Raw genomic sequence first — 19,225 nt, forward strand, 5'->3', positions numbered from 1 at the left:
GCTCAGTGCGCCGCGCCGAGGTGGCGTGCGCCGGCGAGTTCGCCGATGCGCTGGCCCATCTGCTCGCCGGCCTCGGTGGCCGAGCGGAAGTGGATGCCGCCCCAGATGCGCGCGTTCGACACCTCGCGCACGAAGTCATCGGGGCGCTGCCAGCGGCGCACCGCGCCCTTGGCACTCGGGCTGCTGGTGGCCAGCGGCAGCGCCGCGTTGCCGCTGTCGGCCTTGATGACCGTGGCCACCGCTGCGGCCAGGATGCTGTGGCCGCTCGGGTACTCGGGATGCATCGGCGCGTCGATCAGCGGCGCCCAGCCCGGCTCGCGCGGCGTCGCCGCATTGCCGTCGCTGTCGCCGTTGCGGATCGCCGTCGCCGGGCGCCAGAAGTGGTGGTGGTACTTGGCGTCGAACACACCGATCAGCGCGTCGTCCATCGCCTGCGCCGCGGCGGCGAACAGGCGTGCGTTGCGCTTGACGTCGCGGCCCGGCTGCAGCGCCACCGAACGCAGCACGCCGTGGTAGATCGCCGGCAGCGAGTACTCCCAGAAGCGCGCCACCTCGGTCTGCCCGGCAGTGCGCTGCGTGCTGGCGCGGCCGCCGAGCTCACGCACCTCGTTGAAGTCGCGTGCCCAGCGTTCGCTGGCCAGCGCCGGCGGCGGGCCGGGGCGGAACTGCGACGCGCTCGCCATCAGCCAGGGCTTGCGCAGCGGCCACTGCGGGATCGCCGGCGCGGCCGTGGGCACGTAGGCACCCGGCGCGGCATGCGGCCGGTAAGCCTCCGGCTGTGCCGGGTTGTCGTCGGCGCGGCGCGCGAACAGCTCGGCCGCGGCCTTCTCGCCGGCGGCGATGCCGGCCGCCTTGGCCGGGCCGTCGGCCAGCTTGGCCAGCGCCGCCTGCACAGCGGCCTCGACCGCTGCCTGCTGTGCCGGCAGCAGCTTGCCGAGCACGATTCGGTGTGCAGCGGCGACGGCCGCGTCGGCCGAGGCATCGGCCGGCGTCGCGGCCACCGCGTCGGCCACTGCCGTCTGCAGCAGCGCCATCACGCGGACGGCCGGCGGCGTGCCGAGCTTCGATTCAGCGATCAGCGCGTCGGCCTGCTGGTTCCAGTCGGTGATCAGGTCGGCGTGCGCCGGCAGGGCCGGCAGCAGCAGCACCGCGGCCAGTGCGAGGGTGTGCCGCGCGAAGCGGGTGGGAAGCATGTTCAGCATGGGAACTCCGATCGGCTTCATTGTTTGGTCACCACGATCTCGAGGTACTCGGACGGCACCACCAGCGAGCTGGGGCCGGCGACGTTCATCTGCTCGAGCAGCGCGGTGATGTCGCGCGCCAGCGCGGCCTGGCCCTGCGTGTCGAGCGCGCCGAAGGCCTTCAGGGTCGGGCCGTACCAGCCGCGGAACACCTCCAGCCAGTGCGCCGCCGAGCGGTAGCGGAAGTTGAAGATGCGGCGCTCGACACGCAGCGTCGCGGCCTGCTCGCCGAACAGCGCGCGCAGGTGCGCCTCGGTGCCCCACAGCGCCGGCGACTGCGCGCCCGCGGGCGGCGGCACATGCGTGCCGATCAGCTTGAACAGGCGGCCGATGAAGCCCTCGGGCGTCCAGTTCGCCATGCCGATGCGGCCGCCGCGGCGCAGCACGCGCAGCATCTCGCGCGCGGCGCGCGGGTGCTCGGCGGTGAACATCACGCCGAAGGTGGACAGCACGGCGTCGAAGCGGCCGTCGTCGAAGGGCAGCGCCTCCGCGTCGGCAACCTCGAACTGCACGGGCAGGCCTTCGGCGCGGGCGCGCTCGGCGCCCTTGTCGAGCAGCGTGCCCACGTAGTCGGTCGAGACCACGTCGGCGAAGCGACGCGCGGCGGCCAGCGTCGCGTTGCCGTTGCCGGCGGCGACGTCGAGCACCTGCTCGCCGGCGCGGATGTCGGCAGCCTCGGCGAGCGACTCGCCGACGATCTGCAAGGTGGTGCCGACGACGGCGTAGTCGCCGCTGGCCCAGGTGGCCTGCTGGCGTTGCTTGATGGCCGCGAAATCGGGGGTGGCGGCGGCCGCGGGAGTGGTCGGGATGGCAGTGGCAAGAGACATGGATCGTTCCTCGGGATGGTGTGGATGCGTGCCGCTCGAAGCGAGTCGGCGCATGGAGGAATCGCAAGTCCGGCGCGAAACCCGACATGACGAACTAGGGGGATGGTCGGCGCACAATCCGCGCATGGCCGACGAGCACGATGCCGAGCTGCAGGCGCTGACCGCCGCGCTGGATGCCGCTGCCCGCGGCGATGCGTCGGCCGCGCCGGCGCTGTTCGCCTCGCTCTACCGCGAGCTGCACCGGCTGGCGCGCAAGCAGCTCTACGCCAACGCCTCGGGGCTGACGCTCGGCGCCACCACGCTGCTGCACGAGACCTACCTCAGCCTGCAGCAGCGCGGCGTGGCCTTCCCCGACCGCGCACGCTTCTTCGCCTATGCGGCGCGGGCGATGCGCGGGCTGATCATCGACCACGCGCGCGAGCGGCGTGCGCTCAAGCGCGGCGGCGAGTTCCACCTGACCACGCTCGACGCCGACAAGGCCGACGCCGCGCAGCCGGCCGAGGACCTGGTGCCGCTGTCCGAGGCGCTCGACGCACTGGCGCAGTCCGAGCCGGCGCTGGCCGAGCTGGTCGACCTGAAGTTCTTCTGCGGCCTGGGCTTCGCCGAGATCGCGGCGATGCGCGGCGTCTCCGAACGCACGGTGCAGCGCGACTGGGCCAAGGCGCGGCTGTTCCTGCACCAGGTGCTGCGCGAGGACTGACGCCTTTCGCCGGCGCTTTCCGATTCCTCCCGAATGGACGCCAACACGCTGCAGCGACTGGTGCGACTGAGCCCGCGCCTGGACGAACTGCTCGAACTCGATCCGACCGGTCAGCGGCGCTACCTCGAGCGCCTGCGCGCCGACGATGCGGCCCTCGCCGACGAACTCGCCACGCTGCTGGCACGGCAGACCGACATCGAGCGCGAGGGTTTCCTCGAAGGTGGCCCGGCGGAGCTGCCCGGCGCCACGCTGGCCGGCCAGCGCCTGGGCGCCTACACGCTGGTCGCGCCGCTGGGTGCAGGCGGCATGGGCAGCGTGTGGCTGGCGCGGCGCAGCGACGGGCGCTTCGACGGCGAGGTCGCGCTCAAGCTGCTCAACATGGCGCTGATCGGCGGCGGCGGCGCGGCGCGCTTCGCACGCGAAGCGCAGGCGCTGGCGCGGCTGGACCACCCGAACATCGCCCGGCTGCTCGACGCCGGCGTCGGCGCCAGCGGCCAGCCCTACCTGGTGATCGAGCGCGTCGACGGCACGGCGATCACGCGCTGGTGCGACGAGCGCTCGCTCGGCGTCGCCGCGCGACTGGCGCTGCTGATCGAGGTGCTCGCCGCCGTCGAGCACGCCCACCAGCGGCTGGTACTGCACCGCGACCTGAAGCCCGACAACATCCTGGTCACGCCCGAGGGCCGCGTGAAGCTGCTCGACTTCGGCATCGCCAAGCTGCTCGACGACCCCGCGCAGCCAGCCGCGCCGAGCGCGCTGACGCAGCAGGCCGGCCGCGCCTTCACGCCCGACTACGCCGCACCCGAGCAGGTGCAGGGCGGCGAGGTGACCACCGCCACCGACGTCTACGCGCTCGGCGTGCTGCTGCACGAGCTGCTCGGCGGCGGCCACCCGACGGCGCGCGAGGGCGACAGCGCCGTGCAGCGGCTGCGCGCGGTGGTCGAGCGCGAGCCGCGGCGCCTGTCCGACGCGGTGGCCACGCCGTCACAGGCGCGCGCGCTGCGCGGCGACCTCGACAACATCGTCGCCCGCGCGCTGAAGAAGTCACCCGCCGAACGCTATGCCGGTGCCGCCGCGCTCGCCGACGACCTGCGCCGCCACCTGGCCCACCAGCCGGTGGCCGCACGGCCCGACGGCTGGGCCTACCGCAGCGCCCGCTTCGTGCGGCGCCACCGCGTGGCCGTGGCGGCAGCGGGCGTGAGCGTCGCCGCGCTGATGGCCGGCGTGGTCGGCACCGCCTGGCAGGCGATCGAGGCCGGCCACGAGCGCGACGAAGCGCTGTTCCAGGCGCGCCGCGCGCAGGCCAAGTCCAACCTGATGAACCTGGCACTCAACCTCACCGACAGCCCCGACCAGCCGCTGACGCTGCGCGAGGTGCTGGAGCGCAGCGTGCGGCTGGCCGAGCAGCAGTTCGGCGACGACCCGCGCATCGCCGTCGACCTGCTGGTCACGCTGGCCGGCCAGTACGAGCATGCCGGCGACGCCGCGATGGACGCCACGCTGATGGCGCGTGCCGAGGCCATTGCGCGCGCCAGCGGCGACCCGCTGCTGCTGGCCGACGTCGCCTGCAACCGCGTCTCCACCGAGCTCGGCCTCGGCCGCATCGACGCGGCGCGCGAACAACTGCGCCAGGGCCTGGCCGCGATGGCGCAGGTGCAGCGGCCGGCGGTGCTGTCCGCCGTCGCCTGCCAGCGCGCCGAGGCCGAGCAGGCGCGTGCCGAGGGCGACCTGCCACGCGCGATCGAGCGGGTCGGCGCGGGCATCGCGAACATCGAGAAGCGCGGCGATCGCAGCGGCCCGCAGTACGCCGTGCTGCTCGGCTTCCTCGGCCAGTTGCTCGCCGATCACGGCGAACTCGCACGCGCCTACGCCGTCCACCAGCGCCTGGCCGATCTCGACGCGCGACTGGGCCGCAGCGACTCGCGCGGCGATCTGCGCAACCGCCGCGCCATGGCCACCATCCTGCTCGACTGGGGCGAGCCGCGCGAGGCGATGGCCCTGCTCGACGCGATTGCGCCGCGCGTGCGCGACATCGCGCCCGGCGCCGCGCCGCCCGACTGGCTGGAGCTGCCGCGCGCCATGGCGCTGACCCGGCTGGCCTCGCTCGCCGAGGCCGAGGCGGCGCTGCGCGCCACCGCCGATCGTGCCCGTGCCAGCGGCGCCCAGAAGAGCGCCGCACGTGCCGACTACCTGCTCGCGCAGGTGCTGGTCGCGCAGCGCCGCCATGCCGAGGCCGATGCGCTGCTCGACCGCCTCGCGTCGCGGCTCGACACGGTGCAGCGCCAGATCACGCCGGCCGCGCTGCGCGCTGCCATCCGCCTCGGCCAGGGGCGTGTCGACGAGGGCCGCGCGCTGATCGACGCGGAGCTGCGCCGCCTCGGCCACCCCGGCGCGATCACCGGCATTGCCGGCGCCAACGCGCTGCGCACCGCGGCACGCGTGCAGCTCGCTGCCGGTGATGCAGCACAGGCAGAGGCCCTGGCCCGCGCAGCCCAGGCCGCCGCCGAGCGCATCGCACGCGCACCTGCGCGCAGCGCCGATGTCGGCGAGGCGACACTGCTGATCGCCCAGGCCTGCCGTGGGCGTGGCGCCGCCGCCGAAGCCATGGCCGCTGCCACGCAGGCCGCCGCGGTACTGAAGGCCAGTCTGGGCGAGGCGCACCCGCTGACGCGCGAGGCGCAGGCGCTGGCCTCGCCTTGACAGGCACACGCCCGTCGCTCAGTGCGCCATGCGCTGCGGTGGCATGTCCAGATGCCGCGTCAGGCCGCCCAGGCCTGCCTGGCGGGCCGGCGATCGCTCGTAGCCGCGCTGCTCGATGTCCGCTCGGTCCTCCAGCGCGGCCGCGCACACCTCCTTGCGGATCTGCGCCTCGAGCACGGGCCGCAGCAACGGGCCAAGCAGCGGCGGCAGCGGCAGGCGCACGACGATCTCGACCTGCGTGCCGCTGCGTCCGTCGCGCGGCGCGGCCTCGAAGCGGAAGCTCAGCGAGCCCCCGCGGTTGAAGCCCTCGACGCTGAGGTCGTCGATGCTGCCGTCGGCGGCAATGCGGCGCTCGAACACGTCGCGCTGGCGGATGCCGAGCAGGCGCACCTGCTGCACGAAGCGCGCGCCGCCGGGGCGCCGCTCCAGCACCTCGAAGCGCAGCTTCGGATGCACGTTGCGGCGGATGTGGTGATCGAGGTCGGCGAACTGCGCGGCGACGAGCTCGCGCGGCGCGGCGATCCACAGCTGATGACGGACTTCGGCGAAGCGGTTCATGGCGGTCTCCTCACGGGTCGGGTACGGCGTCTACGGTGTCCTCCGCCATCCGGATGCGCGGGGGGCGCGGCAGGCACGCCTTGCCCCTGTTTTTGCCGAGGGAATGGATCCATACTGCGCGCGCTCCCGTAGCCCTGGGCATGGAACCCGACCACGACCCGTCCGACCTCGCCACGCCGAAGCAGGCCCGCGCGATGCGCCTGCGCCTGCTCGAGCGGGTGGCCGATGCCGAGGACAGCCACCTGACCATCGGCCCCGGCGACGGCGAGTGGCAGGCCTTCAGCGAGGGCGTGGCCATCAAGGTGCTGCGCGAGCAGGACGGTGTGCTGTCCTACCTGCTGCGACTCGAGGCCGGTGCGCGCCTGCCGGCGCATCGCCACCCGGTCGACGAGGAGTGCGTGGTGCTGCAGGGCAGCCTGCGCGTCGGCTCGCGCATCGAGGTCGGCCCGGGCGGCTACCACCTCGCCCACCGCGGCGCGCTGCACGCCGGGATCTCGACGGTCGCCGGCGCGACGCTGTTCCTGCGCGGCGCGGTGCCGGACGCCAGCCAGATCGTCAGTTAGGGGTGTCATTGATGAATCCGGCCGCGGCCCCACGCCGTACACCTCACACCGAGCCGCTGCGGCCCGCTCCGTCGACACGCACGCATGAACGTCACTCACCACACGCCGGGCGATGAGGCCCTGCCTGCCGACGTCGGCGCCGAGGATCCGTTCGATCGCCTCGCCGGCGATGACGCCGACGACACCGCGATCGAAGCCACGGAGCAAAGCGTCGAAGGCCGCGCCGGTGTGGCGATCGAGTGGTCGGAGGAGCAACTGTGCGACTGGGTCGACCGTGTCGTCGACCACGACGAGCGAGCGCTGGCGGCGCTGTACGACGCCACGCTGTCGCGCGTCTACGGCCTGGTGCTGCGCATCGTTCGCCGCGCCTCGCTGGCCGAGGAGGTGGTCGAAGACACCTACTTCCAGGTCTGGCGCCAGGCGGCACGCTTCGACGCCAGCCGCGGCCGCGTGCTGACCTGGCTGCTCGGCATGGCGCGCTCGCGTGCCATCGACGCCCTGCGCCACGAGGCGCGCTTCCGGCACGAGCCGCTGGGCGGCGATGACGCTCACGAGGCGGCCGACGACACCACGCCGAGCGACGAACTGCTCGACATCGCCCGCGGCCATGCCGAACTGCAGCGCGCGCTGATGCAGCTGAACGCGCAGCCGCGCCAGCTGGTTGCGCTGGCCTTCTTCCGTGGCCTCAGCCACGAGGAGATCGCCTGCGAGACGGCCCTGCCGCTGGGCACCGTCAAGTCGCAGATCCGCCGCGCGCTGGCCGCGCTGCGGCTGCACATCGGCGAGGGCGGCCCGCGCGGCCTGGCCTCCTGAGCGGCACGCCAACGCCTTGATCAGCCTGCCCACCATGAACGACCACGACGACACCCGCGACAGCGACCTCGACACCCTGCTCGGCGAGCCCTTCTCGAGCGCGTGGCGCCGCGCACCCGGCGCGGGCGGTGCCGCCGCCCGCGAACGCCTGGTGCAGCGGCTGGCGGCATCACGCGCGGCCGAGGCCGGCATGGTCACCGCCCGGCGCCGCAGGCTGGCACGCCATGCGCCGGCCGAGGGCGTGGTGCTGCAGACGCTCTACGCTGCCGAAACGGGCCGCGGCCTCCGCCCCGGCGAGCCGCTGCGTGCGCGGCTGGTCGAACTTCAGCCGGGCGCGAGGCTCGCGGCCGGCATGCTGGACGACGAGGCCGTGCTGCGCGCACGCCAGCGCGAGTGGCTGCTGCTGCGCGGCGATGTGCGGGAGGCCACCACGGGTGAACGACTCGGCGTGCGTGACTACCACGTCACCCCGGCCAACCACGCCACGCCGGACTGGGCGAGCGAAGGCGGCGCGCTGCTCTTCCTGCGCGAGTCCGAGCTCGCCGCCTCGGCGGGCGACGCTGCCTTCACGGTGCACGACGACGAGGCCGGCTGGCCCGCCTACGCACCCGGCATCGCGCGCCGCGTGCTGTGGCAGCGCGACGGCCAGGCCGCGATGCTCTACCGTGCCGCGCCCGGCGCGCAGGTGCCGCCACATGCGCACGGCCATGACGAGGAGTGCCTGATGGTCGACGGCGAGCTGTTCCTCGACGACACCCTGCTGCTGCCCGGCGACTACCAACTGGCGCGCGCCGGCACCGGCCACCGCATCACCGCGACCGACACCGGCGTGGTGATCTATGCTCACGGCGACCTCGACCTGAGGTTCATTGCCTGAGCACCACCCTGGACCCGAACGACAGCCTCCTCCTGCGCCGACTGCTCGCCGCCCGGCCGGTGGCCGCGCTCGCCACGCTGCACCGCGGCGAGCCGGCCGTCTCGATGGTGCCTTTCGTGCTGCCGGCCGGCCGGACCGACCTGATCATCCACATCAGCGCGCTGGCCAGCCACACACGCGACATACAGGCGCATGCGCAGGTCAGCCTGCTGGTGATGGCCGAGGCGGACGCCGGCACCTCGCCGCAGGCCTTGCCGCGCGTGAGCCTGGTGGCCGAGGCGCGCACGCTGCTGCGCGACAGCGACGAACATGCCGCCGCGCGAGAGGCCTACCTGGCGCGCTTCCCCGATTCGGCCGTGACCTTCGAGCTGGCCGACTTCTCGCTCGTTGCGCTGCAGCCGACGTCGGCGCGCCTGGTCGCCGGCTTCGCCCGCGCGCATGCGCTGGTCGGCGAGGCGCTGCTGGCCTGGCTGCGCGGATGAGTGGCAGCTTCACGCTGCGCCTGGAGCCGCTCGGCCGCGACTTGCCGGTGGCCGACGGCCAGACCCTGCTCGAAGCGGCGCTGGCCGCCGGCATCCGTTTGCGCAGTTCCTGCCGCAACGGCACCTGCCGCGAATGCATCGCGCATCTGGAGAGTGGCCGCATCGCCTACCGCATCGAGTGGCCTGGCCTGTCGCCCGACGAGAAGGCGCAGGGCTGGGTGCTGCCCTGCGTGGCGACAGCAGCCAGCGACGTGGCGCTGCGTCAGCCGTTCCAGGACGCCGACGCCTCGGCGTCGATGCCGTAGCGCACGATCGCTTCGGCGCAGGCCGAGGCATCGACCACGCCCTGTTCGCGCAGCGCGGTCAGCGCGGCCAGCACCACATGATGGCGGTCGACCTCGAAGAATCGGCGCAGCGCAGCGCGTGTGTCGCTGCGGCCGAAGCCGTCGGTGCCCAGCGCGGTGAAGGGCGCGCGCAGGTGGCCGGCGATCAGCTGCGGCCAGGCGCGGATGTAGTCGGTCGCGGCGATCACCGGCGCGTCGCCGGCCAGGCATTGCTGCACGTGGCTGCGGCGCGCCGGCTCGCCGGGATGCAGGCGGTTGAAGCGCTCGACCTCGCGCGCATCGCGCGACAGTTCGGCGAAGCTGGTGGCACTCCACACCTCGGACTCGATGCCCCAGTCGCTGGCCAGCAGCTCGGCCGCGGCGATCACCTCGCGCAGGATGGTGCCCGCACCGAGCAGGCGCACCCTGCCCTTCGCCGCAGCGAGTGTGTGCGTCGCGTAGCGGTACAGCCCCTTGATGAGATCGGCCTCCACACCGGCCGGCAGCGAGGGCTGCGCATAGTTCTCGTTCATCAGGGTGACGTAGTAGAAGACGTCCTCCTGCTTCTCCAGCATCTGTCGCATGCCGTGGTCGAGGATGACCGCGAACTCGCCGGCGAAGCAGGGGTCCCAGGCGCGGCAGTTGGGCACGGCGGCGGCCTGCAGCAGGCTCGAGCCGTCCTGGTGCTGCAGGCCCTCGCCGCCGAGCGTGGTGCGGCCGGCGGTGGCGCCGAGCAGGAAGCCGCGCGAGCGCTGGTCGGCCGCGGCCCAGATCAGGTCGCCGATGCGCTGGAAGCCGAACATCGAGTAGTAGATGTAGAAGGGCAGCATCGCCTGGCCGTGCACCGAGTAGCTGGTCGCTGCCGCAGTCCAGCTGCTGATTGCGCCGGCCTCGCTGATGCCTTCCTCCAGGATCTGCCCGTCGGTGGCCTCTCGGTAGCTGAGCACCGAGCCGATGTCTTCCGGCTCGTAGGTCTGCCCCGCGCTCGAGTAGATGCCGACCTGCTTGAACAGGTTCGCCATGCCGAAGGTGCGCGCCTCGTCGGCGACGATGGGCACGACGCGCGGGCCGAGCTCTCCATCCTTCAGCAGGTTGGTGAGCATGCGCACGAAGGCCATGGTCGTGCTCATCTCCTTGCCCTCGGCCTTCAGCGCGAACTCGCCGTAGCGCGCCAGCGGCGGCACCGTCACGGCCGCAGCCGTGCTGCGCCGCACCGGCACCATGCCGCCCAGCGCCGCGCGGCGCTCCTTCAGGTAGCGCATCTCGGCGCTGCCCTCGGCCGGCCTGAAGAATTGCAGCGAGGCGGCCTGCTCGTCGGTCAGCGGCAGGTCGAAGCGGTTGCGGAAGGCGATCAGGTCCTCGCGCTCCAGTTTCTTCTGCTGGTGCGTGGTCATGCGGCCCTGGCCGGCATCGCCCATGCCGTAGCCCTTCTTGGTCTGCGCGAGGATCACCGTCGGCTGACCGACCGTTCGCACGGCGGCGTGGTAGGCCGCGTGGATCTTCACCAGGTCGTGGCCGCCGCGCTTCAAGCGGTCGATCTGCTCGTCGGTCAGGCCCTGCGCCAGCGCGGCGAGCTGCGGGTCCTGGCCGAAGAAGTGGTCGCGGTTGTAGCGGCCGTCCTTGGCGGCGAAGGTCTGGAACTGGCCGTCGACGGTCTTCGCGAAGGCACGCGCCAGCGCGCCTTCGCTGTCGCGCGCGAACAGGCCGTCCCAGTCGGAACCCCACACCAGTTTGATGACGCGCCAGCCGGCGCCGGCGAACAGGGCCTCCAGCTCGTCGATGATGCGGCCGTTGCCGCGCACCGGGCCGTCCAGGCGCTGCAGGTTGCAGTTGACCACCCAGACCAGGTTGTCGAGCTTCTCGCGCGCGGCCAGCGTCAGCGCGCTCATGCTCTCCGGTTCGTCCATCTCGCCGTCGCCGAACACGCCCCAGACCTTGCGGCCGCTGGTGTCCTGCAGGCCGCGGTGCTGCAGGTAGCGCATGAAGCGCGCCTGGTAGATCGAGCTGATCGGCCCCAGGCCCATCGAGCCGGTCGGGAACTGCCAGAAGTCCGGCATCAGCCAGGGATGCGGGTAGCTCGACAGGCCACGCGCACCATGCTGCTTCGCGCTGATCTCCTGGCGGTAGTGGGCCAGGTCGTCCTCGCTCAGCCGGCCTTCGAGGAAGGCCCGCGCATAGACGCCAGGCGCCGAGTGCGGCTGATAGAAGACCAGGTCACCCGCCTGGCCGCCGCGGAAGAAGTGGTTGAAGCCGACCTCGAACAGGTCCGCCGCGCTGGCGTAGCTGGCGATGTGGCCGCCGAGTTCGCCATAGGCCTGGTTGGCGCGCACCACCATCGCCAGCGCGTTCCAGCGCATCAGCGAAGCGAGGCGCTCCTCGACCGCCAGGTCACCCGGGAAGGCCGGCTGGCGCGAGGCCGGAATCGTGTTGACGTAAGGCGTGCCCGGCGCCGGCTGCCAGCCGACCTCCGGCGCGCGCGCGGTGGCGGCGAGCATGTCCATGATCTCGCGCACCCGCTGCGGCCCGGCCGCCTGCAGCAGCGAGGCGAGCGCGTCACGCCACTCGGCGCTCTCGGCCGGATCGCTGTCGGTGAAGGTGGCGGCCTGGGCCAGCTGCGGCTGGATCGATGAATCGCTCATGCTTGTCTCCTGCCTCGCACTGTAGGCAGGAAGCGGCGGCATGGGTGACCGAAACCACCGGCGGCGAGTTTGTTCTGCAGCAGAATGTGCCGCAGGCAATACTATTTGCGGCACGATGAACCTCGACACCACCGATCTGCGCATCCTGCGCGAGCTGCAGGCCGATGCCAGCCTGTCCAACGTCGAGCTGGCGCGGCGTGTCGGCCTGTCGCCATCACCCTGCCTGGCGCGCGTGAAGGCACTGGAGTCCGGCGGGCTGATCCGCCAGTACGTGGCGCTGCTCGACGCACAGCGCCTCGGCCTGCACCTGAACGTGTTCATCTCGATCAGCCTGAAGCAGCAGACACGCGCCGCGCTCGAATCCTTCGAGGCCAAGATCGCCTCGCGCGACGAAGTGATGGAGTGTTATCTGATGACCGGCGATGCTGACTACCTGATCCGCGTCGCGGTGCCCGACATGGCAGCGCTGGAGCGCTTCATCCTGGAGCAGCTCTCGCCAATGAAGGAGGTGGAGAAGATCCGCTCCAGCTTCGCGCTCAAGCAGGTGCGCTACAAGACGGCGCTGCCGCTGGGGCGGCTGTAGGGCGACGCAGCGGCGCGGCGCGCGGCAAACGCCACAGCAAGGGCGCGCTTGTCGCTTGAGCGGCCATGGGCGAATGGCCCAGAATCGATGGGCCTCCACTGATGCGCGCCTCCCTCGCCTCCATGCCGATCCGAACGCTCGAAGAACACCGCTGGCTGCAGGCGCTCGAGAACGCGAGCTTCGGTCTGTGGGACCTGGATCCCCGCCTCGAGACCGTTCACTATTCGTCGTCGTGGAAGGCGCGCCTCGGCTTCCCGCGCATCCACGCGCCGGACAGCACGGCGTTCTGGCGCTGCCGGGTGCACCCCGACGACTTCGGCCCCATGCTCGGCTCGCTGCGGGCGCATCTCGATGGCCACGCAGCCAGCTACGAGACGCGTTTCCGGCTGCGCAGCAACGGCTCGGGCTACCGCACGGTGCTGTCGCGCGGCCGCGTCGTGGCGCGTGACGAGCGCGGCCACGCCACCCGCATGGTCGGCACGATGGTCGACCTGACCGGCCGGCCGGCCGTGGTCACGCCCTACGGCCTGGCCACCGAAGAGCCGTGGCAGACGGACGAGCTGCGGGGCTCTGCCCTCCACGCGGTGCTCGCCGGCCAGCAAAGCGCCGATTCGGCTGAGACCACGCGGCTCATCGAACAGATCGATGACCTGCTCGACATCGCCCTGCGCGACAGCGGCGCGACGCCTTAGCTCGCCGTGGGCTGCGTCAGGCCCGCAGCGGCAGCGCCGCGCCGATCGCCACGAAGACGCCGCCGCAGGCCTGGTTGAAGCGCTTGCCGCCGCGCTGCAGCCAGGGCCGGATGCGGTGCGCCGTGCTGGCGATCACGAACTCGGTGAGCACCTCGATGCCGGCAAAGGTGCCGGCCATGATCACGAACTGGATCACGAGGCTCCGCGCCGGGTCGATGAACTGCGGCAGGAAGGCGGCGAAGAAGAGGATGCCCTTGGGGTTGGTCGCCGCCGACAGCGCACCCTGGCGGAACAGCGACCAGCCACCGCGCTGGGTGGCCGCCGCCTGCAGTTCCGCGCCGATCGCCGGCGCACGCCAGACCTGCACGCCCAGCCAGACGAGGTAGGCGCCACCGAGCCACTTCATCACCGTCAGCCACAGCAGCGAGGTCTGCAGCAATGCGCCGATGCCGAACATCGACAGCGCGATGACGGCGATGAAGCCGACCGAGCCGCCGAAGATGGTCCACAGCGTCTTGCGCCGGCCATGCATCGCGCCGTGCGTCAGCGCCAGCAGGCCGTTGGGCCCGGGCGAGAGCGACAGCCCAATCGCCGCCAGCCCGTAGATCAGCCAGGTGTCGATGTCCACGCCAGCGTGCGCTCCAGCCAATCGTCGATCGCCTCGCGCTGCGGCGGCAGCAGCGTCGCGCCGCCGGTGAAGCGCTGCCAGTCCTCGACGTGGTACTGCGAGACGACGGTGAGGAAGGGGATGTCGCGCGACATGATCTCCAGCAGCTCGGCCGAGAAGCCGGCGCCTTCGGACTCCAGGCGGCCGAAGCGGTTGCAGACGATCAGCTCCGGCGCCTTCTCGAGCGCCTCGCGCAGCACCGCGCTGGCGCGCGCGAAACCCTGCGGATCGGCACGGCAGGCCTGCGAGTCGCGGCCCAGCGCCTGCGAGACGAGGTAGCCGTCGCGCTTGTCGATGTCGACTAGCACCATCTCGGCCAGGCAGTCGCCGCGCTGTTCCGCGGGCGCCATCAGCAGGCCGTGCACGCGGCGGCCGCGCTGGCGCTGCGCGTCGACCACCTCGGCAAGCAGTGCATCGACGTCACGACTCCCGTCGTGGCGGATGGCGGCAGCGCGGAGTTGATTCATGACGGAGATCACTATATCGCGCAAGCGCCGTCGCGGTGCCGCCTCAGGTTGGCAACGCCTGCGCCGATATCGATGCACCGAGGGCGACGTCCGGCCGCCCGCCTCGAGCCCACCCAAAGGGACGCCACATGCTGCCTGAACTGACCGCAGGATCCTTGACCGCCATCGCCGGCGCCGTGCTCGCCTTGGGTGGCGCTGCAGCATGGGCCTTGCGCGCCCGCCGCGCTGGCGCGAAGGCCCCGGCCGCGGCGGCGCAGGACACCGGCCAGGACAGCTTGACCGGCCTGCCCAGCCGCGTGCGCTTCGAGCTGATGCTGCAGGACGGCCTGACCGCGAGCGAGAGGACCGGCAGCGACAGCTGCGTGCTCTACCTCGGCGTGGACGGCATGCGGCTGGTCAACGAACGCTTTGGCCATCCGCTGGGCGACCGCACGCTGGCCACCGTCGCGGCGCGGCTGCGCGAGCTGTGCGGCCCGGCCATGCCGCTCGGCCGCATCGGCGGCGACGAGTTCGCCTTGTGGCTGAACGCCCCGCGCGATGCCGGCGAGAAACTGGCCAACCGGCTGGCCGACGCCTTCGCCGCGCCGATGACGGTCGACGGCCGCGAGCTGGCGATCACCCTGTCCGTCGGCCTGGCGGTGGCGCCGGACCACGGCGGCAACCTGCGCCTGCTGAACAAGGCGGCTGCCGCGATGCAGTCGGTCAAGCGCAGCGGCGGCGGCTCCTACGCGGTGTTCGACCCGCGCATCGAGGCGGCCCACGGCGAGGAAGCGACGATCGCGCGCGAACTGCAGCAGGCCGTCGTCAAGCGCCAGCTCGAACTCTTCTACCAACCGCGCCTGGACGCTGCCACGCTGCAGGTCAGTGCCGTCGAGGCGCTGCTGCGCTGGCGCCACCCGACGCTCGGGCTGGTCAGCCCGGCGCGCTTCATCCCGATCGCCGAGCGGCACGGGCTGATCGACTCGATCGGCGGCTGGGCGCTCGACGCCGCGCTCAAGCAGGCCGGCAGCTGGCGCGCCGCCGGCCTGAAGCTGCGCGTGGCGGTGAACGTCTCCGGACGGCAGTTCCGCCAGGACGACTTCGCGGCCAAGCTGGAACGTGCGCTGAAGGCGCATGGCCTGCCGGCCGACGCGGTGGTCTGCGAGATCGCCGAGGACGCCGCCATCGAGAACACCGAGGCCACACGGCGCGCCTTCGACAAGCTGCACCAGCTCGGCGTGGGCATCGCCATCGACGACTTCGGTGCCAGCGCCGCGGCCATCGCGGCGCTGCACGGCGTGCCGGCACAGGAGCTCAAGCTCGACCGCGCGCTGCTCGCCCACATCGCGCGCCAGCCCGAAGCACGGCTGGCCTTCGCCAACGCGGTGCAGGCAGCGCGCTCGCTGAAGCTGCGCCTGGTGGCCCAGGGCATCGAGGCCGAGCCGCAGCGCGCACTGGCCGCGCAGCTCGGCTGCGACGAACTGCAGGGCTACCTGTTCGCCAAGCCGATGAGCGCACGCGCCGTCGCCATCTGGGCGGCCGACGCCGCGACGACGCTGGCACAGACCTTCAAGCCCTCGGCCTTCAAGGACACGCTGCCGATGGAAGGCCAGCGCGCGCCCGAGGGCTTCGCGCAGACGCGCATCTCGCTGCGCCGCTGAGGCACAGGATCGGGCGGCCGGCTCGCGCGGCGGCGCGAGCTGTCGCGGAACCGTCATCCCGCCGTCACGACCCGTCTAGATGATCCCGGCGATCCAACCAGGGAGAACGCCATGGGGTCGAGCGCGATCGAGGTCGAGTCGCTGCGCAAGAGTTTCGCCGGCACACCGGCGCTGCGCGGCGTGTCGCTGCGCGTCGCTCCCGGCGAGATGGTGGCCCTGCTTGGTGCCTCAGGTTCCGGCAAGTCGACGCTGCTGCGCCACCTCAACGGCCTGCACCGAGCCGATGCCGGCACCGGCAGCGTGGTGCGCGTGCTCGGCCGCACGGTGCAGAGCGGCGGCGTGCTGGCCCGCGACATCCGCCGCCAGCGGGCCGACGTGGCCGCGATCTTCCAGCAGTTCAACCTCGTCGACCGCCTGCCGGTGATGGTCAACGTGATGGCCGGTGCGCTGCACCGGCTGCCGCTGTGGCGCGCGATGACACGCCGCTTCCCGGCGGCGGAGCGCCAGCGCGCCTGGGAGGCACTGCAGCGCGTGGGCATCGAGCGCTGCGCCTGGCAGCGCGCCTCGACGCTCTCCGGCGGGCAGCAGCAGCGCGCCGCGATCTCGCGCGCGCTGGTGCAGGAGGCCAAGCTGATCCTGGCCGACGAGCCGGTGGCATCGCTCGACCCGGCCTCCAGCCAGCGCGTGATGGAACTGCTGGCCGAACTGAACCGCGAGCTGGGCGTGACGGTGCTGGTATCGCTGCACCAGGTCGAGCACGCCTTCGCCTTCTGCCCGCGAACGATCGCGCTGCGCGCCGGCGAAGTCGTCTACGACGGCCCGACCGGGGCATTGAGCAGCGAGCGGCTGCGCGCGCTCTACGGCACGCAGACCGACGAGCTGTTCGCCCCGGCAGCCGACGAGGCCGCCGCCTCCGAGCGGCAGGTGCCGCTGGCCGTGCCGGCGCTGCGCGCCGCCTGACCCCGATTCACGAACCCCGAAGGAGCCCCCGATGAAGACCTGGATCACCACCCTCGCCCTGGCCACCGGCCTGGCCTTCGCCGCCGGCGCCGGCGCGCAGACCAAGGAGCTGAGCTTCGGCATCATCTCCACCGAGTCGTCGGCCAACCTGAAGAGCACCTGGCAGCCGCTGCTGGACGACATGCAGAAGGTGACCGGCTACAAGGTGAACGCCTTCTTCTCGACCGACTACGCCGGCATCATCGAAGGCATGCGCTTCAACAAGGTGCAGGTGGCCTGGTTCGGCAACAAGTCGGCCATGGAGGCGGTGGACCGCGCCGGCGCCGAGGTGTTCGCGCGCATGACCCAGCCCGACGGCGGCACCGGCTACTGGAGCCTGATGATCGTCCACAAGGACAGCAAGCTGCAGAACCTGCAGGACGTGCTGAAGGAGCGCCAGCAGCTGACGCTGGGCTTCGGCGACCCGAACTCGACCAGCGGCGCGCTGGTGCCCGGCTACTACGCCTTCTCGCAGAACGGCGTCGATGCGGTGAAGGACTTCAAGCGCACCGTGCGCGCCAACCACGAGACCAACATCCTCGCGGTGGCCAACAAGCAGATCGACGTGGCCACGGTGGCCAGCGACGGCGTCGACCGCATGAAGCTCAAGCTGCCCGAGAAGCACGCCGAGCTGCGCGTGGTGTGGCGCTCGCCGCAGATCGCCAGCGACCCGATGGCCTGGCGCAAGGATCTCGACGCCGATGCCAAGCAGAAGGTGAAGGACTTCTTCCTCGCCTACGGCAAGGATGCACGCGAGAAGGAGATCCTCGCCAAGCTGACGATCGGCGGCTTCATCGCGTCCAGCAACGACCAGCTGCTGCCGATCCGCCAGCTCGCGCTGGCCGGCGAGCGCAACAAGGTGGAGGCCGACACGACGATCTCCGCCGAGGAGAAGGCACGCAAGCTGAAGGACATCGACGCCCGCCTCGCCGAACTCGGCCGCCCTGCTGGCCAGCGCGGCGAAGTGAGACCTCGCGCCTCATGAGCACGACGAGCCTTCCCGTGCCGCTGCGACCGGCCGCGCCCGCGCGGCCGGGATCCTCGCTGCCGGCCCTGCTCGCCTGGGGCCTGCTGCTGGCCTTGCTGGCCGGCAGCTGGAAGGGCGCGGACCTGCGCCCGCTCGACCTGTTCCGCGACGCCGGCAACATGGCGCAGTACGCGCAAGGCTTCTTCCCGCCGGACTTCGCCGACTGGCGCCACTACCTGTCGGAGCTGGTGATCACGCTGCAGATCGCGCTGTGGGGCACGGCGCTGGCGATCGCCTGCTCGGTGCCGCTGGCGCTGCTGGCCGCGGAGAACATCACCCCGTGGTGGATCCACCAGCCGGTCCGCCGCATGCTCGACGCCTGCCGCGCCATCAACGAGATGGTGTTCGCGCTGCTGTTCGTCGTCGCCGTCGGCCTCGGCCCCTTTGCCGGCGTGCTGGCGCTGTGGGTCCACACCACCGGCACGCTGGCCAAGCTGTTCTCCGAAGCCGTGGAGGCGATCGACCCGCAGCCGGTCGAAGGCATCCGCGCCACCGGCGCGCACCCGCTGGCCGAGATCGTCTTCGGCGTCATCCCGCAGGTGATGCCCTTGTGGATCTCCTTCGCGCTGTACCGCTTCGAGGCCAACGTGCGCTCGGCGTCGGTGGTCGGCATGGTCGGCGCCGGCGGCATCGGCATGGTGCTGTGGGACGTGATCCGCGGCTTCCAGTACGCGCAGACGGCGGCGGTGCTGCTGATGCTGGTGGTGTCGGTCTCGGTGATCGACCTGTTCTCGGCGCAGCTGCGCAAACGACTGATCTGACCGGAGGATCTGCCATGGACATCGTCGAGCGCATCGAACAACTCTTCGTCCGCCACGGCGATGCGCCCTACGAAGGTGCCCGCCGCGAGGCGATCAGCGCCCTGGAGCACGCGCTGCAGTGCGCGCAGTTGGCCGAATGGGCGAACGCGGACGAGTCGCTCGTGGCCGCCGCCTTCCTGCACGACGTCGGCCACTTCCTGGCAGCCGAAGCGATCGCCCGCGACGACCGGGTCGACGATCGCCACGAAGACCTGGCCCTCCCGTTCCTGAGCGCCGGATTCGACGCTTCGGTGACCGAGCCGGTGCGCCTGCACGTGCAGGCCAAGCGCTTCCTGGTGCGTGTCGACGAGCACTACGCGCGGCAGCTTTCGCCGGCCTCGCAGCACTCACTGGCGCTGCAGGGCGGCCCGATGGACGACGATCAGTTGGCTGCCTTCGAGGCACTGCCTTTCGCGCGCGATGCCGTGCAGCTGCGCCGCTGGGACGACCTGGCCAAGGAGCCCGGGCGCCGCACACCCTCGTTGGACTGGTACCTGGCACTGCTGCGCGACGTGCGCGAGCGGCCCTTCTTGGACTCGAAGACGGGGATCGGCGCCACCAGCGTGGCCTGAGAGATCGATCGGCTGGTCGCTTGCAGGGCAGCGCCCAGGCATGTCGATCGGCAGT

At 72.0% G+C, this 19,225-nt stretch carries 20 protein-coding genes; 14 read left to right on the plus strand and 6 right to left on the minus strand.

The window, feature by feature from the left end; all coding sequences use genetic code 11:
• Positions 1-2: 2 nt before the first annotated feature.
• Together AAG801_RS17220 and AAG801_RS17225 are read right to left on the minus strand one after the other, a co-directional pair.
• On the minus strand, positions 3-1,202 hold the full coding sequence (locus AAG801_RS17220; protein WP_341889451.1) for a vanadium-dependent haloperoxidase: 1,200 nt from the start codon (positions 1,200-1,202) through the stop codon (positions 3-5).
• 17 nt (positions 1,203-1,219) lie between these two features.
• Positions 1,220-2,068 carry a class I SAM-dependent methyltransferase gene (locus tag AAG801_RS17225; protein WP_341889452.1) on the minus strand — a complete coding sequence of 283 codons (849 nt, stop codon included), beginning with the start codon at positions 2,066-2,068 and terminating at the stop codon, positions 1,220-1,222.
• Positions 2,069-2,192: 124 nt separating this feature from the next.
• Between AAG801_RS17225 and AAG801_RS17230 the strand changes: the two genes are divergently transcribed.
• Both AAG801_RS17230 and AAG801_RS17235 read left to right on the plus strand, forming a co-directional pair.
• On the plus strand, positions 2,193-2,768 hold the full coding sequence (locus AAG801_RS17230) for an ECF-type sigma factor (protein ID WP_341889453.1): 576 nt from the start codon (positions 2,193-2,195) through the stop codon (positions 2,766-2,768).
• Between the two features lie 33 nt (positions 2,769-2,801).
• The gene (locus AAG801_RS17235) at positions 2,802-5,468 is read left to right on the plus strand and encodes a serine/threonine-protein kinase (RefSeq protein ID WP_341889454.1); all 2,667 of its coding nucleotides are present in this window, start codon (positions 2,802-2,804) and stop codon (positions 5,466-5,468) included.
• 18 nt (positions 5,469-5,486) lie between these two features.
• Here the strand turns inward: AAG801_RS17235 and AAG801_RS17240 are convergent, their stop codons facing one another.
• The gene (locus AAG801_RS17240; RefSeq protein ID WP_341889455.1) at positions 5,487-6,026 is read right to left on the minus strand and encodes a hypothetical protein; all 540 of its coding nucleotides are present in this window, start codon (positions 6,024-6,026) and stop codon (positions 5,487-5,489) included.
• A 140-nt stretch (positions 6,027-6,166) separates the two neighbouring features.
• Here AAG801_RS17240 and AAG801_RS17245 point away from each other — a divergent pair, with 140 nt between their 5' ends.
• From AAG801_RS17245 to AAG801_RS17265, 5 genes are all read left to right on the plus strand, one after another.
• Entirely contained in the window at positions 6,167-6,589 is a 423-nt protein-coding gene (locus tag AAG801_RS17245; protein WP_341889456.1) for a cupin domain-containing protein, read from the plus strand.
• Positions 6,590-6,673: 84 nt separating this feature from the next.
• Positions 6,674-7,402, plus strand: coding sequence for a sigma-70 family RNA polymerase sigma factor (locus AAG801_RS17250; protein ID WP_341889457.1), 729 nt, complete (start codon positions 6,674-6,676; stop codon positions 7,400-7,402).
• A gap of 34 nt (positions 7,403-7,436) precedes the next feature.
• Positions 7,437-8,279 carry a hypothetical protein gene (locus tag AAG801_RS17255; protein WP_341889458.1) on the plus strand — a complete coding sequence of 281 codons (843 nt, stop codon included), beginning with the start codon at positions 7,437-7,439 and terminating at the stop codon, positions 8,277-8,279.
• A gap of 32 nt (positions 8,280-8,311) precedes the next feature.
• Positions 8,312-8,761, plus strand: coding sequence for a pyridoxamine 5'-phosphate oxidase family protein (locus AAG801_RS17260; RefSeq protein ID WP_341889471.1), 450 nt, complete (start codon positions 8,312-8,314; stop codon positions 8,759-8,761).
• Positions 8,758-9,066: a 2Fe-2S iron-sulfur cluster-binding protein gene (locus AAG801_RS17265; RefSeq protein ID WP_341889459.1), complete on the plus strand. Its 309-nt coding sequence runs from the start codon at positions 8,758-8,760 to the stop codon at positions 9,064-9,066. Before AAG801_RS17260 ends, AAG801_RS17265 begins: the two co-directional genes overlap by 4 nt.
• Here the strand turns inward: AAG801_RS17265 and mdeB are convergent.
• Positions 9,024-11,723 carry an alpha-ketoglutarate dehydrogenase gene (mdeB, locus tag AAG801_RS17270; RefSeq protein ID WP_341889460.1) on the minus strand — a complete coding sequence of 900 codons (2,700 nt, stop codon included), beginning with the start codon at positions 11,721-11,723 and terminating at the stop codon, positions 9,024-9,026. The genes AAG801_RS17265 and mdeB overlap by 43 nt on opposite strands.
• Before the next feature lie 115 nt (positions 11,724-11,838).
• On the opposite strand from mdeB, the gene AAG801_RS17275 reads away from it, so the two are divergent.
• Both AAG801_RS17275 and AAG801_RS17280 read left to right on the plus strand, forming a co-directional pair.
• Positions 11,839-12,306 carry an Lrp/AsnC family transcriptional regulator gene (locus tag AAG801_RS17275; RefSeq protein WP_341889461.1) on the plus strand — a complete coding sequence of 156 codons (468 nt, stop codon included), beginning with the start codon at positions 11,839-11,841 and terminating at the stop codon, positions 12,304-12,306.
• 122 nt (positions 12,307-12,428) lie between these two features.
• The gene (locus AAG801_RS17280; RefSeq protein ID WP_341889462.1) at positions 12,429-12,998 is read left to right on the plus strand and encodes a PAS domain-containing protein; all 570 of its coding nucleotides are present in this window, start codon (positions 12,429-12,431) and stop codon (positions 12,996-12,998) included.
• A 16-nt stretch (positions 12,999-13,014) separates the two neighbouring features.
• Here AAG801_RS17280 and AAG801_RS17285 read toward each other — a convergent pair whose 3' ends face one another.
• Positions 13,015-13,626: a LysE family transporter gene (locus AAG801_RS17285; RefSeq protein ID WP_341889463.1), complete on the minus strand. Its 612-nt coding sequence runs from the start codon at positions 13,624-13,626 to the stop codon at positions 13,015-13,017.
• Positions 13,605-14,132: a DUF2478 domain-containing protein gene (locus tag AAG801_RS17290; protein ID WP_341889464.1), complete on the minus strand. Its 528-nt coding sequence runs from the start codon at positions 14,130-14,132 to the stop codon at positions 13,605-13,607. Before AAG801_RS17290 ends, AAG801_RS17285 begins: the two co-directional genes overlap by 22 nt.
• Positions 14,133-14,260: 128 nt before the next feature.
• Here AAG801_RS17290 and AAG801_RS17295 point away from each other — a divergent pair, with 128 nt between their 5' ends.
• The 5 genes from AAG801_RS17295 (at position 14,261) to AAG801_RS17315 (ending at position 19,170) form a co-directional block, all read left to right on the plus strand.
• On the plus strand, positions 14,261-15,772 hold the full coding sequence (locus tag AAG801_RS17295) for a bifunctional diguanylate cyclase/phosphodiesterase (RefSeq protein ID WP_341889465.1): 1,512 nt from the start codon (positions 14,261-14,263) through the stop codon (positions 15,770-15,772).
• Positions 15,773-15,883: 111 nt separating this feature from the next.
• Complete coding sequence (gene phnC / locus AAG801_RS17300; protein ID WP_341889466.1) at positions 15,884-16,732, plus strand: phosphonate ABC transporter ATP-binding protein; 849 nt, start codon at positions 15,884-15,886, stop codon at positions 16,730-16,732.
• Between the two features lie 31 nt (positions 16,733-16,763).
• Positions 16,764-17,756: a phosphonate ABC transporter substrate-binding protein gene (gene phnD / locus AAG801_RS17305; protein ID WP_341889467.1), complete on the plus strand. Its 993-nt coding sequence runs from the start codon at positions 16,764-16,766 to the stop codon at positions 17,754-17,756.
• Positions 17,753-18,559 carry a phosphonate ABC transporter, permease protein PhnE gene (gene phnE / locus AAG801_RS17310; RefSeq protein WP_341889468.1) on the plus strand — a complete coding sequence of 269 codons (807 nt, stop codon included), beginning with the start codon at positions 17,753-17,755 and terminating at the stop codon, positions 18,557-18,559. Before phnD ends, phnE begins: the two co-directional genes overlap by 4 nt.
• Positions 18,560-18,573: 14 nt before the next feature.
• Positions 18,574-19,170, plus strand: a complete 597-nt coding sequence (locus AAG801_RS17315; RefSeq protein WP_341889469.1) for a phosphonate degradation HD-domain oxygenase — start codon at positions 18,574-18,576, stop codon at positions 19,168-19,170.
• Positions 19,171-19,225 lie beyond the last annotated feature (55 nt).

It is taken from the genome of Variovorax sp. YR752 (assembly GCF_943372545.1).

What these genes read in the sequence shown, in the direction of transcription:
- AAG801_RS17230 (WP_341889453.1), top strand. Translation starts at nt 2,193, where the DNA reads ATGGCCGACGAGCACGATGCCGAGCTGCAGGCGCTGACCGCCGCGCTG.
- AAG801_RS17290 (WP_341889464.1), bottom strand. Translation starts at nt 14,132, where the DNA reads ATGAATCAACTCCGCGCTGCCGCCATCCGCCACGACGGGAGTCGTGAC.
- phnE (WP_341889468.1), top strand. Translation starts at nt 17,753, where the DNA reads ATGAGCACGACGAGCCTTCCCGTGCCGCTGCGACCGGCCGCGCCCGCG.
- phnC (WP_341889466.1), top strand. Translation starts at nt 15,884, where the DNA reads ATGGGGTCGAGCGCGATCGAGGTCGAGTCGCTGCGCAAGAGTTTCGCC.
- AAG801_RS17225 (WP_341889452.1), bottom strand. Translation starts at nt 2,068, where the DNA reads ATGTCTCTTGCCACTGCCATCCCGACCACTCCCGCGGCCGCCGCCACC.
- AAG801_RS17315 (WP_341889469.1), top strand. Translation starts at nt 18,574, where the DNA reads ATGGACATCGTCGAGCGCATCGAACAACTCTTCGTCCGCCACGGCGAT.
- AAG801_RS17250 (WP_341889457.1), top strand. Translation starts at nt 6,674, where the DNA reads ATGAACGTCACTCACCACACGCCGGGCGATGAGGCCCTGCCTGCCGAC.
- AAG801_RS17265 (WP_341889459.1), top strand. Translation starts at nt 8,758, where the DNA reads ATGAGTGGCAGCTTCACGCTGCGCCTGGAGCCGCTCGGCCGCGACTTG.
- AAG801_RS17235 (WP_341889454.1), top strand. Translation starts at nt 2,802, where the DNA reads ATGGACGCCAACACGCTGCAGCGACTGGTGCGACTGAGCCCGCGCCTG.
- AAG801_RS17295 (WP_341889465.1), top strand. Translation starts at nt 14,261, where the DNA reads ATGCTGCCTGAACTGACCGCAGGATCCTTGACCGCCATCGCCGGCGCC.
- AAG801_RS17245 (WP_341889456.1), top strand. Translation starts at nt 6,167, where the DNA reads ATGGAACCCGACCACGACCCGTCCGACCTCGCCACGCCGAAGCAGGCC.
- AAG801_RS17275 (WP_341889461.1), top strand. Translation starts at nt 11,839, where the DNA reads ATGAACCTCGACACCACCGATCTGCGCATCCTGCGCGAGCTGCAGGCC.
- AAG801_RS17255 (WP_341889458.1), top strand. Translation starts at nt 7,437, where the DNA reads ATGAACGACCACGACGACACCCGCGACAGCGACCTCGACACCCTGCTC.
- mdeB (WP_341889460.1), bottom strand. Translation starts at nt 11,723, where the DNA reads ATGAGCGATTCATCGATCCAGCCGCAGCTGGCCCAGGCCGCCACCTTC.
- AAG801_RS17240 (WP_341889455.1), bottom strand. Translation starts at nt 6,026, where the DNA reads ATGAACCGCTTCGCCGAAGTCCGTCATCAGCTGTGGATCGCCGCGCCG.
- phnD (WP_341889467.1), top strand. Translation starts at nt 16,764, where the DNA reads ATGAAGACCTGGATCACCACCCTCGCCCTGGCCACCGGCCTGGCCTTC.
- AAG801_RS17220 (WP_341889451.1), bottom strand. Translation starts at nt 1,202, where the DNA reads ATGCTGAACATGCTTCCCACCCGCTTCGCGCGGCACACCCTCGCACTG.
- AAG801_RS17280 (WP_341889462.1), top strand. Translation starts at nt 12,429, where the DNA reads ATGCCGATCCGAACGCTCGAAGAACACCGCTGGCTGCAGGCGCTCGAG.